Origin of the sequence: Yersinia massiliensis, from assembly GCF_003048255.1 — a bacterium.
GTDB classification, from domain to species: domain Bacteria; phylum Pseudomonadota; class Gammaproteobacteria; order Enterobacterales; family Enterobacteriaceae; genus Yersinia; species Yersinia massiliensis_A.
On record NZ_CP028487.1, the window covers coordinates 1,671,458 to 1,687,767 of the forward strand.

Genomic DNA, 16,310 nt, shown 5'->3' on the forward strand with positions numbered 1-16,310 from the left:
CATCATGATAGAAAGAACAATTGGATATGAATAACAATCACTGGATAATCATTTTGCTCTCAACTACAGTGGGGAGCAAAATCCGGGTGTGATCTGCATCATGTTTATTTCACCCGGACGCGTAGCCTGTTGGAGAAAAGAATGTCATCGCTAAGTAAAGAAGCTGAGCTCGTTCATGAAGCGCTGCTGGCTCGTGGCCTCGAAACCCCGTTGCGTAAGCAAGAGTTAGATGCCAAAACGCGCAAGACCCAGATTGAAGCGCATATGACGCAAGTCATGCAGTTATTGAATCTTGATTTAACGGACGATAGTTTGGCGGATACGCCAAGACGTATTGCCAAGATGTATGTTGATGAGATTTTCTCCGGACTGGATTACGAAAATTTCCCTAAAATTACCTTGATTGAAAATAAAATGAAGGTCGATGAAATGGTCACGGTACGGGATATCACCCTGACCAGCACCTGCGAGCACCATTTTGTGACGATCGATGGTAAAGCCACTGTGGCGTATATTCCTAAAGATAGCGTGATTGGGTTGTCCAAAATCAACCGTATCGTGCAGTTCTTTGCTCAGCGCCCGCAAGTGCAAGAGCGCTTAACCCAGCAAATATTGTTGGCGTTACAGACGCTACTGGGTACCAATAATGTCGCGGTTTCGATTGATGCAGTGCATTATTGCGTCAAAGCACGCGGTATCCGTGATGCAACCAGTGCGACCACCACCACATCATTGGGTGGGTTATTCAAATCCAGCCAGAATACCCGTCAGGAATTCCTGCGCGCGGTACGTCACCACGGCTAAATAGCCTTTTGCCAGAGAGGGCACCAATGGGTGCCCGTACACAGGATGTCGGGTATGCGTCAACGCATCGCAACGTTAGACAGTGCGCGAGGGCTGGCCATTCTTGGCATTCTGCTGCTCAATATCAGCGCATTTGGCCTGCCAAAGGCTGCCTACCTAAACCCCGCCTATATGGGGCTTCCCTCGCTGTCTGATAGCTGGACTTGGGCCATACTCGATATCGTGGCGCAAGCGAAGTTTCTCTTTATCTTTGCCATCCTGTTTGGTGGGGGCCTTGAACTGCTGCTTAAGCGGGGCAAAAGCTGGATACGGGCACGTTTATCTCTCTTGCTTTTGCTTGGATTGATTCATGGCATCTTTTTCTGGGATGGGGACATTCTATTTGCTTATGGTTTGATTGGTCTGGTGTGTTGGCGAATGATCCGTGATGCCAAAGATGCCGCCAGTTTAATGCGCACTGGTGTGGTGCTGTATCTGATTGGGGTCGCTGTGTTGTTGCTACTGGGGTTTATTACCCAGGGTGAACCGGGCCGTTTTTGGCTGCCGGGTTTGGCTGACCTGCAATATGAACAATTCTGGAAGTTACAAGGTGGCATGGAAGCATGGAAAAACCGGCTGGATCTGTTTTCATCCAATTTGATTGCGATCGGTGCACAGTACGGGTGGGAACTGGCAGGCTCCATGCTCTTTGGTGCGGGTTTAATGCGTTGTGGCTGGTTGCGCGGCGAGTTTAGTTTGCGCCATTACCGGTTGATAGCGGCCTGTTTGATACCGCTTTCATTGGTGATCCAAATTCCAGGCGTGGCGCTGCAATGGGCTGTGGGCTGGGATTACCGCTGGACGGGCTTTTTACTGCAAGTTCCCCGCGAGTTAGGTGCACCGTTACAGGCAGTGGGGTATCTGGCGCTACTCTATGGCTATTGGCCTACGTTATCCGGCTGGCGTGTGAGCTATTGGCTGGCAAAAGTGGGCAGAATGGCGCTCAGTAATTACTTGCTACAAACATTGCTGTGCACATTAATCTTCTATCACTTTGGTCTCTATCAACAGCTGGACCGCTTACAATTGCTCGCGGTGGTGCCTTTTATCTGGCTCTGTAACATCCTTTTCTCGCTGTTTTGGCTACGTTATTTTGCTCAAGGTCCCGTAGAATGGCTCTGGCGTAAATTAACGGCATATGCCTGCGGCCAATCGTTACAACCTCGCAACACCAAGCCCTGAATCTGTGCAATAGAGAAAAATGTTTGAGCGGGTTGCAAATTTGTATGTAAACGTTTTCTTTCTTGTGACGTATTTCACGTGGCAAACTCAACAAACTGGGTAGGATAGGCCACCTGCCATGCCCAGTTAATTCCAATGTGCGCATGGTGACTTATTGATGAAGTAATATTCACAGGATAAGGCCATGACCGCTCTGCATTCATCTGGTCACAATATTACGATCCGCGATGTGGCCTCACGAGCTGGCGTTTCGCTGGCGACCGTCTCTCGCGTCCTTAACAACAGCGCTGCCATCCGGCCGGAAACCCGTGCTGCGGTCCTTAAAGCGGTATCAGAGCTGGGCTACCGTCCTAATGCCAATGCCCAAGCACTGGCGACCCAAAGCAGTGACACTGTGGGTGTGGTGGTGATGGATGTCTCTGATCCCTTCTTTGGTGCCTTAGTGAAAGCGGTAGACACTGTGGCGCAACGGCATAAAAAATACGTCCTAATTGGCAATAGTTATCATCAGGCAGACAAAGAACGCCATGCCATTGAGGTGCTCTTACGCCAGCGCTGTAATTCATTGGTTGTACACGCTAAAGCATTGAGTGACCGAGAGTTAATTGGATTTTTAGAGCAAGTTCCCGGCATGGTGCTCATTAATCGAATTATTCCTGGCTTTGAGCATCGCTGCGTAGGATTAGACAATGTTAGCGGTGCGCAAATGGCGTGTCGCTTATTGCTCAAGCAAGGTCATCAGCGCATTGGTTTTCTCGGATCAAATCACCCTATTGATGATGTGATGCAGCGCCAGACCGGTTACCTCAATGCACTTGAGGCCGCCGGTATCACTGCTCTCGACAGTTGGCGAGCATTTGGCACCCCAGACTTGGCAGGGGGAGAGCGCGCCATGATTGACTTGCTGGGGCGTAATTTACAGCTCAGTGCGGTGTTCGCCTACAATGATTCAATGGCGGCGGGTGCATTAGCGGCTTTGAAAGAGAACGGTATCAGTGTACCTGAGCAGTTCTCGGTCGTGGGCTTCGATGATATTCCCATTGCCCGCTACACCAGCCCTAAATTGAGCACTATCCGCTATCCGATTGTTTCTATGGCAACTTTAGCCACCGAGTTAGCACTTGATGGGGCTTTGCGTGCACCCGATCCTCAAGCAACTTACTGCTTTAAGCCAACCTTGGTTCCGCGGCACTCTGTCGCAATTTGTGGGGTTGCTCACTAGTTACGAATTTATTCTTGTGTAACCGTTTTCAATCTGTGAGAAAATTCACAGATTCTTAACAACGAGCCGTCTATGCTCTAGCTGTTTTCTACCTGAATGTATCAATATGTCATCGGCTACCGGATAAAAAACACGCGGTAGCAGGTTTTTAAAATAGCGATTTATCAACGAGTGTTCCGCAAACAATACGTTGGTAAATGACATGGTTTATGACGACTCAGGCGGCCCTTTCGGAGTGGAGTGCGGTCAAGGACGATAAATTTAAGTGTCAGCCGCTTTACGATGGTTTTTTCTCGTTAGGCGATGGTGTTATCACCCTGTACTACCCTACATAAACCCGGAGATACAAATGAATAAGAAGGTTTTCACATTAGCGGCTCTGGCTGCCAGCATGATGTTTGGCGCAGCTGCTCAAGCTGATACCCGTATTGGTGTCACCATCTATAAGTATGATGACAACTTTATGTCCGTGGTCCGTAAAGCTATCGAGAAAGATGCCAAAGCATCTCCTGACGTTACCTTACTGATGAATGACTCCCAGAACGACCAGTCCAAGCAAAACGATCAAATTGACGTGTTGCTGGCAAAGGGTGTCAAAGCGTTGGCGATTAACTTGGTTGACCCAGCAGCAGCACCGGTGGTTATCGATAAAGCTCGCGCCAATGATGTGCCGGTTGTGTTCTATAACAAAGAACCTTCACGTAAAGCCTTGGACAGCTATGACAAAGCTTACTATGTCGGGACTGACTCTAAAGAGTCTGGTGTGATTCAAGGTGAGCTGATAGCGAAACACTGGCAAGCGAATCCAGCCTGGGATCTGAATAAAGACGGCAAAATTCAATTTGTGTTGCTCAAAGGCGAGCCGGGTCATCCAGATGCGGAAGCACGTACCACTTACGTGATTAAGACACTGAACGAAAAAGGCATTCCAACGCAACAATTGCAGTTAGATACCGCAATGTGGGATACCGCACAGGCTAAAGATAAGATGGATGCGTGGTTATCTGGCCCTAACGCCAACAAGATCGAAGTGGTTATTGCCAACAACGATGCGATGGCGATGGGTGCAGTAGAAGCGCTGAAAGCACACAACAAAACCAGCATTCCTGTGTTCGGTGTTGATGCCTTGCCAGAAGCGTTAGCGATGGTGAAATCAGGTCAAATGGCCGGTACGGTGCTGAACGATGCGAACAATCAGGCGAAAGCGACGTTCGATCTGGCGAAAAACTTGGCTGACGGTAAACCTGCGGCTGAAGGGACAACCTGGAAAATCGACAACAAAATCGTACGTATTCCGTATGTAGGCGTCGATAAAGATAACTTGGCTGAATTTACTAAGTAACAGTCGAAGACGTTTTACACCCAAGCATGACGGGTAGAAAGTCCTTAACCTTCTGGCCTCGGTACTGATTATTCGGTATACGGAGTCGGGCACCGAGGCTGAAGGTTTTTTTGTTGCATTGATCCTTATTTTAGAGTGCGCACTTAATGGTGGATGTTGATATATCCAACAATAGGTGGCGGTTCTTAGCCAGGTACAACTATGGCCGATATTAATACAGCACAACCCCGCGAGTGGTTGCTGGAAATGAGCAATATCAATAAATCATTTCCGGGTGTAAAGGCGTTAGATAATGTTAATCTTAAAGTGCGGCCTAATTCGATCCATGCATTAATGGGCGAGAATGGTGCAGGTAAGTCAACGCTATTAAAATGCCTTTTTGGTATCTATAAAAAAGACTCCGGGAGTATCATCTTTCAGGGGCAAGAAATAGAGTTTAAAAGTTCGAAAGAAGCATTAGAGCATGGTATCTCTATGGTGCATCAGGAATTAAACTTGGTGCTACAGCGTACAGTGATGGACAATATGTGGCTGGGTCGTTACCCAACCAAAGGCTTTTTTGTCGATCAAGATAAAATGTACAACGATACCAAAGCTATTTTCGATGAGTTGGATATTGATATTGATCCACGCGATAAAGTCGCCACATTATCCGTATCCCAAATGCAGATGATCGAAATAGCCAAAGCATTCTCTTATAACGCCAAAATCGTCATTATGGACGAGCCAACATCTTCATTAACAGAGAAAGAAGTTAATCACCTATTTACCATCATCCGCAAATTAAAAGATCGTGGCTGCGGAATTGTTTATATCTCCCATAAAATGGAAGAGATATTCCAACTGTGTGATGAAATCACGATATTACGTGATGGCCAATGGATCGCCACCCAACCACTGGAAGGGCTGACCATGGACCAGATTATCTCCATGATGGTCGGGCGCTCACTGAGCCAGCGTTTCCCTGATCGCCTGAATACGCCCGGTGAAGTCATTTTAGAGGTGAAGAATTTAACCTCACTACGCCAACCATCAATCCGTGACATTTCCTTTGATTTGCATAAAGGCGAGATTTTGGGGATTGCCGGTTTGGTCGGGGCTAAGCGTACCGATATCGTGGAAACCTTATTTGGTATTCGCGAAAAAGTGGCTGGCACCATTAAATTACACGGCAAAACGATTAATAATCACAGCGCGAATGAAGCCATTAATCATGGGTTCGCACTGGTGACTGAAGAGCGCCGTTCAACCGGGATTTACGCTTATCTTGATGTTGGTTTTAATTCCCTGATCTCTAATATCCGTAATTATAAAAATAAACTTGGGCTGCTGGATAATACCCGCATGAAGAGCGATACCCAATGGGTTATCGATGCGATGCGAGTAAAAACACCGGGTCACCGTACCAGTATTGGTTCTTTGTCAGGTGGTAATCAGCAGAAAGTCATTATTGGCCGTTGGCTACTCACTCAGCCAGAAATATTAATGTTGGATGAGCCGACTCGGGGTATTGATGTCGGTGCTAAGTTTGAAATCTATCAGTTAATGACTGAACTAGCGAAGAAAGACAAAGGAATTATTATTATTTCCTCTGAAATGCCTGAGCTATTAGGGATCACTGACAGAATTTTGGTAATGAGTAATGGTCAGGTTGCGGGAATTGTTGAAACCAAACATACCACGCAAAATGAAATATTACGTCTTGCATCCTTGCATCTCTAATCTAGTCGAAGGTTCTTATTATGAATGCGTTAAATAAGAAAAGTATGCTCACTTACCTTAAAGAGGGCGGGATTTATGTCGTATTATTCGTATTGCTGGGCATTATTATCGTCAAGGACCCGACATTTTTAAGTTTGATGAACTTAAGTAACATTCTGACCCAATCGTCGGTGCGTATTATTATCGCACTCGGTGTGGCGGGCCTGATTGTCACTCAAGGGACCGACTTGTCAGCCGGTCGCCAAGTGGGCTTGGCGGCGGTGGTGGCCGCGACCATGCTGCAATCTATGGATAACGTGAATAAAGTTTTCCCTGATTTGCAGACTGTCCCTATCCCTGTCGTTATCTTAACCGTTTGCCTGATTGGTGCGGTTATTGGTTTGGTTAACGGTATTATCATTGCTTATCTGAATGTGACGCCTTTTATTACCACATTGGGTACGATGATTATCGTTTACGGTATTAACTCACTGTATTACGACTATGTTGGTGCATCACCGATTGCCGGCTTTGACCCTGCATTCTCTACTTTTGCGCAAGGGTTCTTGAGGTTTGGTGATTTCAAACTCTCTTACATAACCTTCTATGCGTTAATTGCTATCGGCTTTGTTTGGGTGCTGTGGAACAAAACACGCTTTGGTAAAAATATCTTTGCCATCGGTGGTAACCCAGAAGCAGCAAAAGTTTCTGGTGTGAACGTGCCACTGAACCTGATCATGATCTATGCGCTGTCTGGCGTGTTCTATGCCTTCGGCGGGATGTTAGAGGCGGGCCGCATCGGCAGCGCCACCAACAACCTCGGATTTATGTATGAGTTAGATGCTATCGCGGCCTGTGTGGTGGGCGGCGTGTCCTTCAGTGGCGGGGTCGGTACGGTTATCGGCGTTGTGACTGGGGTTATCATCTTTACCGTCATCAACTACGGGCTGACGTATATCGGTGTGAACCCTTACTGGCAGTACATTATTAAGGGTGCGATCATTATCTTTGCGGTTGCTTTGGACTCACTGAAGTACGCGAAGAAAAAATAATCGAATATTGGTCATGACGTTGCCATAAAATAAAAGCCAGTTAGGATCCTCCTGACTGGCTTTGTGCATTTTTACGTCACTTCGTCAAAATTGACGACAGCATTAGACGTGTTATTGCCATCAATTATTCCGCCAGTAGCCCTAATGAGCCGGATTGCGCAGATAGATAATCCAATAGGTCAACCCGACCAATAATCCGCCACCAATAATATTGCCGATGGTCACCGGAATAAGATTATCGATAATAAAGTTGGACATCGTCAGGGCAGGGAATTGATCCGGTGTGGCATTAATGGCATGCCAGAATTCAGGCGAGGCAAAATCTCGAATCACAATGGCTAAAGGAATCAAAAACATATTGGCGATGCTGTGTTCAAAGCCGCTGGCGACAAACATGCCAATAGGCAATAGCATGACTACGATTTTATCGGTCAAAGTATGGCCGGAATAGCTCATCCACACCGCGAGGCAGACCATCAAATTTGCCAAAATCCCCAAACAGACAGCCTCGACAAAAGTGTGATGCAACTTGTGATCGGCTGTTTGCAGCACATTTAAGCCCCATAGACCGTTTGCTGCTGTATGTTGGCTGGCAAACCAAATCAAAGCGACAAAAAATAAGGCACCAATCAAATTACCGATATAGACATTGATCCAATTACAAATCAATTGCCGCCAACTGATTTTACCGCTGGCTTTTGCCACCACAATTAATACGGTAGAGGTAAATAAGTCTGCGCCACAGATAATCACTAATATGAGGCCGAGAGAAAAACAGAGGCCACCCACCAACTTAGCTAATCCGAATGCGACACCTGCTGTGCCGGTTGTGGCGGTAATGTAAAAAACAAAAGCAATTGAGATAAATACGCCCGCTGTCATGGCTAAATAAAACGTTGTCGCTGGATTTTTGGTGGCTTTATATATGCCGACTTGCTCGGCAAGTTTTGCCATATCAACCGGTAATCGTAGGTCAAAGGGATTTTCAATACTCATTGTTAACTCCTGTTGCTTATTTTAATGCTGAAGGGAGTGATAAGATGAAAATTAAATCGTTCTTGTTTTGGCATAGCATTCATGCATTTTTCATACCATGCGTTATGCTGAGAATATTCTTTGATTTTTAGGCTTGATGTCGATATATCTTCAAAAGTCGATATGTATATATTTATATAGCGAAGGGTGAATTGATCGGAAAAACACTAAGATGTAACTGCATGTAACCTGATGTTTTATTTGGTTTTTGATGTAAATGAGACTTGATTTCAACCGAGGGTGTAATTTATTAATCCAGATGAAATTGTTTATTAACCCAGATCAAGCTTATCGCGGGTTAATATATATTTGTTTATTTCAATACATTAAAGTAGTCATCATCCATTTTTGGGCTTAATTCCGTTGGGCTTAATGACATTGGGAATATGATGGATAGCACAAAAAAACTACCCCGTCCCACTTTGGCTCAGGTTTGGCAAGATACGTTGTTCAGGGTATCGAAAGAGTTATTATTGATTCGGGATATCCCTGAATTGGTTAATCAACTCAGAAAGATTTCTTTTTCTTTAGTCCGTTTTCAACGTGTTAATTTATTGCTGCTCAACCCGCTGTATAACCAAATTACGCTATATACCCATGATGATGCCTCTAACACCGTCTTGGGCACGCAAAATATTCTGTTTGCCGAAGGCCCCGGCGGTTTGGCCTGGCAGCAACAAACGCCGTTGCAGACTGACCATCAGCGTATGCAACGGGAGTTTTCCGCGGTGTGTGATTTGGCACCTTATCAGGCATTGGATGCTGGCTGCCATTTCCCCTTGGGCCATGATAACCATTGGTCGGGCTGTGTTGAGTTTATTAAAACCGATGGCAGTGACTTTGATGAGCAAGCGATCACTTTTTTGGGATTGCTGGCTGACGTGGTGGCTATCGCGGTCGATAATATCTCTCATATTCATCGTGCTGAAACTGAGCGTGAAAAACTCCGTTTCGAACGTGATCACTACCGCATACTCGTGGACGTCACCAATACGGTTATTTCTAAGCTGGAGCTAGATGTCTTAGCGGCAGAAGTGTCGAAAGAGATACACCGCTTTTTCAATATTGATTACATCAGTTTGGCGCTGTGTGGTTCTCAAGACGATAAAGATAAACTGCATGTTTTTTCAACGCGCTATCAAACCGGTAAAGCGGTACAGCACCAGCAAACGTGGGTCGATATCGCGGGGACTTTAGCTGGGCAGGTTTTACACAGCCGAGAATTATTGCTGGTTGACCTGGCTGATATTGCCCTCTTGGCACCTGAAGATAAACAACTGGCCAATATGCTGGATGAGGGATTACAGGTGGTTTGCCTGCTACCGCTCTTTTTCGGCCATAAGATGTTGGGCGTATTAAAACTGGCGCAATGTCAGCGCGACCTTTTTACGGATAGCAACCTCAAATTATTGCGACAAATCGCGGCCCGTATTGCCATCGCAGTGGATAATGCCTTAGCTTACGCGGAAATTACCCGCCTCAAAGATTCATTGGTGAATGAAAATCTGTATCTGACGGATCAGATTATTCATAACGAGGAATTCGGCGAGATAATTGGTCATAGTGCCGGCATTAAAGCGGTACTGGAACAAGTCGAAATGGTCGCGTCCAGCGATTGTACCGTTTTGATCCTCGGTGAAACCGGAACCGGTAAAGAGTTAATTGCTCGCGCTATCCATAATTTAAGCCTGCGTAAGAAAAAGCGTATGGTGAAAATGAATTGTGCTGCGATCCCTTCGGGCTTAATGGAAAGTGATTTGTTTGGTCATGAAAAGGGCGCTTATACCGGTGCGGCCTCTCAGCGTATTGGCCGATTTGAAATGGCTGATGGCGGAACACTCTTTCTTGATGAGGTGGGGGATATTCCCCTTGAACTGCAACCCAAACTATTACGGGTATTACAAGAGCGAGAAATAGAACGCTTGGGCGGCAGTAAAATTATTCCGGTCGATGTTCGCCTTATTGCGGCCACCAACCGCGATTTAAAATTAATGATGGTTAACCGCGAATACCGCAGTGACCTTTATTATCGACTCAATGTTTTTCCTATTGTCATCCCACCATTACGGGAGCGCCCTGAAGATATTCCCTTATTGGTGAAATTCTTCACTCAGAAAATAGCCAAACGTATGAATCGCGTTATCGATACCATCCCCAGCGAAACATTGCGCTTACTCAGCCGCTTACCTTGGCCGGGGAATATTCGCGAACTGGAAAATGTGATTGAGCGAGCGGTGATCCTCAGCCGAGGCACTACGTTGAATTTGCAGTTACAAGAGTTGGAATATCACTTATCGCCCCTTGAAGCGGCCAAACCGACACCGGAAAAACCGGTCCGCAAAGCCTTGTTACCGGAAAGTGAAGAGCCAGAGTTTTCAGAATCTGAACGTGCGCGCATTATTCGTGTATTACGTGAAACGAATGGCGTAGTCGCCGGAGCAAAAGGGGCCGCCATCAAGCTGGGGCTAAAACGCACCACCTTGCTATCCCGTATGCAACGACTCGGAATATCAGTCAAAAGTATCGAAGAAGAAGAGAGTTTGGATTAGACGATGATTTGTATTAGGTGAGAATTGGATTAGATGACGGTTGGTCTTAAATAACGGTTTGTCTTAAATATTAGCTTGGCTACTGAACACGATAAGGCGTCCAGTAGCCATTGATTCGACTAAACGACTTCAGCCTCTCTACGTAACCGCGCCTTCAACTGACTATATTCCTGCTGCACATAATTCTCTGCCCAAATCTGATCAGGAATGGCCTCCAGCTTAACCGCGCAATATTTATACTCTGGTGTTTTGGAAATCGGATCCAGATGGTCAAGTGTCAGCTCATTACAGGCCCCAATCCACCATTGGTAGGTCATATACACCGCACCGACATTGATACGCTCACTGACAGAAACGCGAGTAATCACCTTGCCACGCCGTGATGCCACCCAAACCAGCTGTTGATCCCGCAACTGCATTTTATCGGCATCTTGTGGGCTGATTTGCACATAACCCGGTTCATCGGCCAATGTTTGCAACGCTGAACAGTTACCGGTCATCGAACGGCAAGAATAGTGACCCACTTCGCGCACCGTACAGAGTACTAACGGATAGTCCGCATCGACCTGTTCCATTGGCGCACGCCACTCACTGGCAAACAGCAATCCTTTACCGCCAGGGCGGTCAAATTTATTACCGGCATACAACCACGGCGTACCGGGGCTGTCTTCAGTGGTACAGGGCCACGGCACATAACCCAACCCCGCCATTTTCTCGTAGGTCGCACCGTAATACAGTGGGCATAGCTCGCGCAGCTCATCCCAAATCTCTTTGGTATTGTGATACTTCATCGGATAACCGAGGGCAGTTGCCATCAGACTGATGATTTCCCAATCTGGCTTCACATCACCTTGTGCATCAACGGCTTTTTCGAAACGCTGGAAACCTCGGTCAGCGGCAGAATAAACCCCTTCATGCTCGCCCCAAGAGGTGGCAGGGAAAATCACATCCGCTTCGGCAGCGGTTTTGGTCATGAAAATATCCTGCACAATCAGCAGTTCTAACTCGCTGAACGCTTCCCGCATCATCGAAAGATCAGGTTCCGTTTGCAGCGGATCTTCGCCCATCACGTAGTTGGCTTTGATTTTGCCTTCTTTCACTTTGTGTGGGACGTCGGTCAGGGAGTAGCCAATTTTGTTGGATAACGAAGGCACACCCCATGCTTTAGCAAATTTTTCCAGCGTCGCGGGATCGACCACCGGCTGGTAGCCGGGATACATATTGGGCAGAGCCCCCATATCGCAAGCGCCTTGCACGTTATTTTGCCCACGAACCGGACCGACACCGACATTCGGGCGGCCAAGGTTACCGGTCAACAACGCTAAGCCGGATAACCCTTTCACGACATCCACACCTTGGCCCCATTGGGTGACGCCCATGCCCCACAAAATTGTGGCAGAAGGGGCGGCAGCATAGATACGCATGGCTTCGCGGATAGTTTGTGCAGGCAAGCCAGTAATATCTTCGACATACTCCGGTGTGTACTTGGCGACGATGGCGCGATACTCATCGAAACCTTCGGTATAGCGTGAAACATAGTCTTTATCGTAGAGTTCTTCGGTGATCAACACGTTAGCAAACGCATTGACCAATGCCATATTCGAACCATTTTTCAGTGGCAACCACAGGTCTGAAATACGGGCTGTTTCAATATGGCGCGGATCGCAGACAATCACTTTCGCGCCTTTTTCTTTGGCTTTCAGGATACGGCGGGCCACGATTGGGTGTGAATCGGCGGCGTTGTAGCCAAATACCAAAATACATTTGGTGTCTTCAATCTCGCAGATTGAGTTGCTCATGGCGCCATTACCCAGCGTCACTTGTAGACCGGCCACTGACGGGCCGTGGCAAACACGGGCGCAGCAGTCAATATTGTTGCTGCCGGTGACGGCGCGGGCAAATTTTTGCATCACATAGTTGGTTTCATTGCCCGGACCACGGGAGGAGCCGGTGTGCATAATGGCTTCGGGGCCATATTTTTCTTTGATTGCCCGTAATTTGCTACTGGCAAACTCGATAGCTTCATCCCAAGACACCGCTTCCAGCTTGCCGCCTTTTTGCCGACGGATCATGGGCTGTTTCAGGCGCGGCGTCAGCAGCTTGGTATCGTTAAGGAAATCCCAACCGTAATAGCCTTTTAGGCAAAGTTCACCCTGATTGGTGACACCATTCGCGCCTTCTGCGCCGACGACTTTGCCGTTTTCAACCAGCAAATTAATTTTGCAGCCAGAGCCGCAGTAGGGACAAACCGTGAGTGCTTTATGCATGATTATTATCCTTCGTTCTTGCAGCCGTTTCGGCTTAGAAATTCATCTCGTTGGCTTCATCTAATGCCGCACGCATTTGTTTTTTACGCAGCATGGCTTGCATGGTGTCGCGGCCAATCATATGCAGTGCATGTGTTGGGCAAACGGCAATACAGGCTGGGCCAGCCGCGCGCCCGATACACAGGTCGCATTTTTGCGCTTCAGCTTTGAGACAAAAGCCCTGCGAGAGGCCGTTAAACATCACTTCGACCTGTTTAGTCACCACGTTCATGGCACCGTATGGGCAAGCAACGACGCAGGTTTTGCAGCCAATGCATTTCTCTTGCAACACTTGAATGCTGTCGGCCGCGCGAACAATGGCCCCGTTCGGGCAGACATTGGCACAAGGTGCGTCTTCACAGTGACGGCACATAATGGTGGTGCTGACATTCAACCCTTTGACGACTTGCAATCGCGGGGCGAAATTCGCCTTATTCACGGCATCCAACCTGCCACCATTGTGTGCCAGCACGCAGGCAACCTCGCAGGTGCGGCAGCCAATACATTTCTTTGGATCTGCAATAATGAACCGGTTCATTGCTTAATCTCCTTACGGTCCTGTCCCCGTCGTCTCTTAAATTGCAAGGGACGGCTGTTCTGATGTCCCCATGATTCAACTCATCGGGATTCATCTATTCACCCACATACTGCATGGTTTATGCCAACTTGAATATGTGAAGATAAGCAGAGTCAATCTTATTGTTTTAACAGGGTTTTATGGGTTTTTTGCTGCGAGGGGTAGGGCGGGGGAATACTGTCGGTAGCCGTGACGTCGGCAAATTTGACGACGCCACACCGTCACTCAGTCACAGATGCGCAAAGCCGCCGTCACCCTGCCACTGGGGCAACTGTTGATACAGTGTTTCTACTGCATGTTTGACGATATCGGTCATGGGGAAGTAGAACGCCACAAGGGTGGGTTGGATACCCACGAAAACCACCTCGGGGATATCCTCTTTTAGCTGATCAATCAGAAAATTGAGCGGCATATTATGGGTGCTCATGATGAACATCTCAGCAATTCGATCAGGGTCAATGATTCGAATCTCCCCCGGCGCGAGCTCCATGTCGGCCGCATCAACAATAATCAGCCGTGAAGGTTGCATGGCACGAATGCGATGCACCACGTTTTCGGGCGCAGAGCCGCCATCAATCACCTGCCAATCCGCTAAGGGTTGCTCCGTCATGCGCTCCGCCAACAACGGCCCCGCGCCGTCATCGCCCATCATGCTATTGCCCACGGTTAAGACTAAATTTGTCACTGTATTTGGCTGATTCATGGGCGGTTTTCACTATGTTCTTTTTTAGGCATAACGCGTTTAACCATTAAATAAATGGCGGGTTCTTGCTCGATATCGTACAGCGTTTGCAGTAACTGCTGGCTCCAAGGCCGATGTAATGAAGCAGGATCTTCAGCCAGTGGTGCAAACGCTTTTGCCAGCAACTGGGTGTGGGTGCTGTCGATGGTGATTTCACCAAATTTCAGCAGGCCAGCCATTTTGCGGTGAGCCTCGCCTGCGGGTAACTGACTGAACCATTGCTCATATTCGGCCAATGGACATGTCATGATGGCTTTCAGGCAGTCAATCACCCCGACATGGTGGCCGATGGCTAAAGAGTAATACATCACCTGCTGCGCCTGTGCGGGCATGTCGTCATCACTGTCGAGAAACTTTTGGTTTAGCGCGTAAAAAATGACGTTAGCGTCCATCAACATGTCCTCCCGCCAGCTGCATTAACGTTATCTGCTGCAAGCAAGCAAAAATCTCGCTCAAGCGCGGATCATCTTGCTGATTGAGGTAAATCTGACAGCGCTGTTCCAGCCCCTGTAAGGGCTGATTGACCAGCAGTGACAAAAAGCGGTCGGTAATTTCTCGCCCTTGCCGATAACCGGCCATACGGCGAGCTTCACGCTCCAATAACACCCGCAGTGTTAAAGGGGCATCAGGATGGATCAGCGCCACTCGTTCGTCAGCGGCTTCTTGGTGGTTTTCGCTTTTCAGCTTCTGTTCCAGCAGGCCAAGTGCCACGGCAAAACCATAAATGGTGGCCGCAGGGGTCGGTGGGCAGCCGGGGATGTAGACGTCAATCGGCACAATGGTGTCGCTGCCTCCCCAGACACAATACAGGTCGTGGAAGATGCCACCGCCGCAGCCGCAGGCACCGTAAGAGACACAGATTTTCGGGTCCGGTGCCGATTCATAGGCGCGCAGGGCTGGGCTGCGCATGGCACGGGTCACCGCGCCAGTGAACAGCAAAATGTCAGCGTGGCGCGGCGAGGCCACCACTTTTATGCCAAAACGTTCGGTGTCGAATAGCGGGGTGATCGAGGAGAAAATCTCTATTTCGCAGCCGTTACAGCCGCCGCAATCCACCCGATAGACATAGGCCGAGCGTTTGATGTCTTTGAGCAATGTGCTTTTTAACTTCGCGACGGCGGGGTCCAGTGGCACCGGCTGGCTAACATGATGCCCCCAAGCTGATTTTGCTGAATCTGACTGGCTCATGAATGGGTCCCCTCATCAGGATGCTGATTATTGATGGTCTGCTGGGTCATCGAGATATTGCTATTGCCGACGATATTCTGTTTACGCTTACAATCAGGGCAGGTTTCAAAATGAGGCCGTTGCAGCTCGATATTCTCCGCGCTCATGCCGGAGTGAATCAGCAGCGCCATCACGTAATCGACCTCTTTTTTCGGCGCAAAAGGTTTCTGGCACTGTTGGCAGTGGGCGAGAGTAAAGCTGGCACGTTGATATAAATCCGCTTTATTGAATACCGCCAGTTCAAACTCCTGCGACAGAACAATGGCGCGGGTCGGGCAAACTTCTTCACAGCGCCCGCAGAAGATGCAACGACCGAGGAACAACTGCCACTGACGTGTCCCGCTGACGATATCGGTTTCCATGGTCAGCGCATTGGCGGGGCAGGCCATGGTGCAAGCGCCACAAGCAATGCACTGCTCGGCATCATATTGTGGCTTACCACGGAACCCCTGACTGACTTCGAGCGGCTTAAACGGGTATTTCACCGTGGTATCGCCCACTTTCAGGATGGTTTTAAACAGTTTTAACATTC

14 protein-coding genes are annotated in these 16,310 nt (G+C 48.1%); 7 read left to right on the top strand and 7 right to left on the bottom strand.

What is annotated here, in order from left to right:
• Positions 1–141 precede the first annotated feature (141 nt).
• The 6 genes from folE to mglC all read left to right on the top strand — a co-directional run bounded on the left by folE (position 142) and on the right by mglC (position 7,342).
• Positions 142–804 (top strand): GTP cyclohydrolase I FolE, encoded by a 663-nt coding sequence (gene folE, locus DA391_RS07665; RefSeq protein WP_050872747.1) that lies wholly within the window; start codon positions 142–144, stop codon positions 802–804.
• Between the two features lie 54 nt (positions 805–858).
• Positions 859–2,025 carry a DUF418 domain-containing protein YeiB gene (gene yeiB / locus DA391_RS07670; RefSeq protein ID WP_108087508.1) on the top strand — a complete coding sequence of 389 codons (1,167 nt, stop codon included), beginning with the start codon at positions 859–861 and terminating at the stop codon, positions 2,023–2,025.
• A gap of 184 nt (positions 2,026–2,209) precedes the next feature.
• Entirely contained in the window at positions 2,210–3,247 is a 1,038-nt protein-coding gene (gene galS / locus DA391_RS07675) for an HTH-type transcriptional regulator GalS (RefSeq protein ID WP_019210575.1), read from the top strand.
• Positions 3,248–3,596: 349 nt separating this feature from the next.
• Positions 3,597–4,589, top strand: coding sequence for a galactose/glucose ABC transporter substrate-binding protein MglB (gene mglB, locus DA391_RS07680; RefSeq protein ID WP_019210574.1), 993 nt, complete (start codon positions 3,597–3,599; stop codon positions 4,587–4,589).
• Between the two features lie 201 nt (positions 4,590–4,790).
• Complete coding sequence (gene mglA / locus DA391_RS07685) at positions 4,791–6,311, top strand: galactose/methyl galactoside ABC transporter ATP-binding protein MglA (protein ID WP_108087509.1); 1,521 nt, start codon at positions 4,791–4,793, stop codon at positions 6,309–6,311.
• Between the two features lie 20 nt (positions 6,312–6,331).
• Positions 6,332–7,342, top strand: coding sequence for a galactose/methyl galactoside ABC transporter permease MglC (gene mglC, locus DA391_RS07690; RefSeq protein ID WP_050079925.1), 1,011 nt, complete (start codon positions 6,332–6,334; stop codon positions 7,340–7,342).
• A 141-nt stretch (positions 7,343–7,483) separates the two neighbouring features.
• On the opposite strand, the gene focA is transcribed toward mglC, so the two are convergent.
• A complete protein-coding gene (gene focA, locus DA391_RS07695; RefSeq protein ID WP_049606480.1) occupies positions 7,484–8,338 on the bottom strand; it encodes a formate transporter FocA in 855 nt (284 codons plus the stop codon).
• A gap of 428 nt (positions 8,339–8,766) precedes the next feature.
• Here focA and flhA point away from each other — a divergent pair, with 428 nt between their 5' ends.
• Entirely contained in the window at positions 8,767–10,926 is a 2,160-nt protein-coding gene (gene flhA, locus DA391_RS07700) for a formate hydrogenlyase transcriptional activator FlhA (RefSeq protein ID WP_050079923.1), read from the top strand.
• Between the two features lie 119 nt (positions 10,927–11,045).
• Here flhA and fdhF read toward each other — a convergent pair whose 3' ends face one another.
• The 6 genes from fdhF to hyfH form a co-directional block, all read right to left on the bottom strand.
• Positions 11,046–13,193, bottom strand: coding sequence for a formate dehydrogenase subunit alpha (fdhF, locus tag DA391_RS07705; protein WP_019210569.1), 2,148 nt, complete (start codon positions 13,191–13,193; stop codon positions 11,046–11,048).
• Between the two features lie 34 nt (positions 13,194–13,227).
• Positions 13,228–13,770: a 4Fe-4S binding protein gene (locus DA391_RS07710; RefSeq protein ID WP_019210568.1), complete on the bottom strand. Its 543-nt coding sequence runs from the start codon at positions 13,768–13,770 to the stop codon at positions 13,228–13,230.
• Positions 13,771–14,038: 268 nt separating this feature from the next.
• Positions 14,039–14,512, bottom strand: a complete 474-nt coding sequence (gene hycI / locus DA391_RS07715; protein ID WP_019210567.1) for a hydrogenase maturation peptidase HycI — start codon at positions 14,510–14,512, stop codon at positions 14,039–14,041.
• Positions 14,509–14,943, bottom strand: coding sequence for a formate hydrogenlyase maturation HycH family protein (locus DA391_RS07720; protein WP_108088258.1), 435 nt, complete (start codon positions 14,941–14,943; stop codon positions 14,509–14,511). The genes hycI and DA391_RS07720 overlap by 4 nt, the downstream gene beginning before the upstream one ends.
• On the bottom strand, positions 14,933–15,739 hold the full coding sequence (gene nuoB / locus DA391_RS07725; RefSeq protein WP_108087510.1) for an NADH-quinone oxidoreductase subunit B family protein: 807 nt from the start codon (positions 15,737–15,739) through the stop codon (positions 14,933–14,935). Before nuoB ends, DA391_RS07720 begins: the two co-directional genes overlap by 11 nt.
• Positions 15,736–16,308 (bottom strand): hydrogenase 4 subunit H, encoded by a 573-nt coding sequence (gene hyfH / locus DA391_RS07730; RefSeq protein WP_098904727.1) that lies wholly within the window; start codon positions 16,306–16,308, stop codon positions 15,736–15,738. Before hyfH ends, nuoB begins: the two co-directional genes overlap by 4 nt.
• Positions 16,309–16,310: the final 2 nt, after the last annotated feature.

Excerpts from the sequence above, each read along its gene's own strand:
- hycI (WP_019210567.1), bottom strand. The coding sequence starts at position 14,512 with ATGAATCAGCCAAATACAGTGACAAATTTAGTCTTAACCGTGGGCAAT.
- folE (WP_050872747.1), top strand. The coding sequence starts at position 142 with ATGTCATCGCTAAGTAAAGAAGCTGAGCTCGTTCATGAAGCGCTGCTG.
- focA (WP_049606480.1), bottom strand. The coding sequence starts at position 8,338 with ATGAGTATTGAAAATCCCTTTGACCTACGATTACCGGTTGATATGGCA.
- DA391_RS07720 (WP_108088258.1), bottom strand. The coding sequence starts at position 14,943 with ATGGACGCTAACGTCATTTTTTACGCGCTAAACCAAAAGTTTCTCGAC.
- mglB (WP_019210574.1), top strand. The coding sequence starts at position 3,597 with ATGAATAAGAAGGTTTTCACATTAGCGGCTCTGGCTGCCAGCATGATG.
- galS (WP_019210575.1), top strand. The coding sequence starts at position 2,210 with ATGACCGCTCTGCATTCATCTGGTCACAATATTACGATCCGCGATGTG.
- fdhF (WP_019210569.1), bottom strand. The coding sequence starts at position 13,193 with ATGCATAAAGCACTCACGGTTTGTCCCTACTGCGGCTCTGGCTGCAAA.
- mglC (WP_050079925.1), top strand. The coding sequence starts at position 6,332 with ATGAATGCGTTAAATAAGAAAAGTATGCTCACTTACCTTAAAGAGGGC.
- DA391_RS07710 (WP_019210568.1), bottom strand. The coding sequence starts at position 13,770 with ATGAACCGGTTCATTATTGCAGATCCAAAGAAATGTATTGGCTGCCGC.
- flhA (WP_050079923.1), top strand. The coding sequence starts at position 8,767 with ATGGATAGCACAAAAAAACTACCCCGTCCCACTTTGGCTCAGGTTTGG.
- nuoB (WP_108087510.1), bottom strand. The coding sequence starts at position 15,739 with ATGAGCCAGTCAGATTCAGCAAAATCAGCTTGGGGGCATCATGTTAGC.
- hyfH (WP_098904727.1), bottom strand. The coding sequence starts at position 16,308 with ATGTTAAAACTGTTTAAAACCATCCTGAAAGTGGGCGATACCACGGTG.
- yeiB (WP_108087508.1), top strand. The coding sequence starts at position 859 with ATGCGTCAACGCATCGCAACGTTAGACAGTGCGCGAGGGCTGGCCATT.
- mglA (WP_108087509.1), top strand. The coding sequence starts at position 4,791 with ATGGCCGATATTAATACAGCACAACCCCGCGAGTGGTTGCTGGAAATG.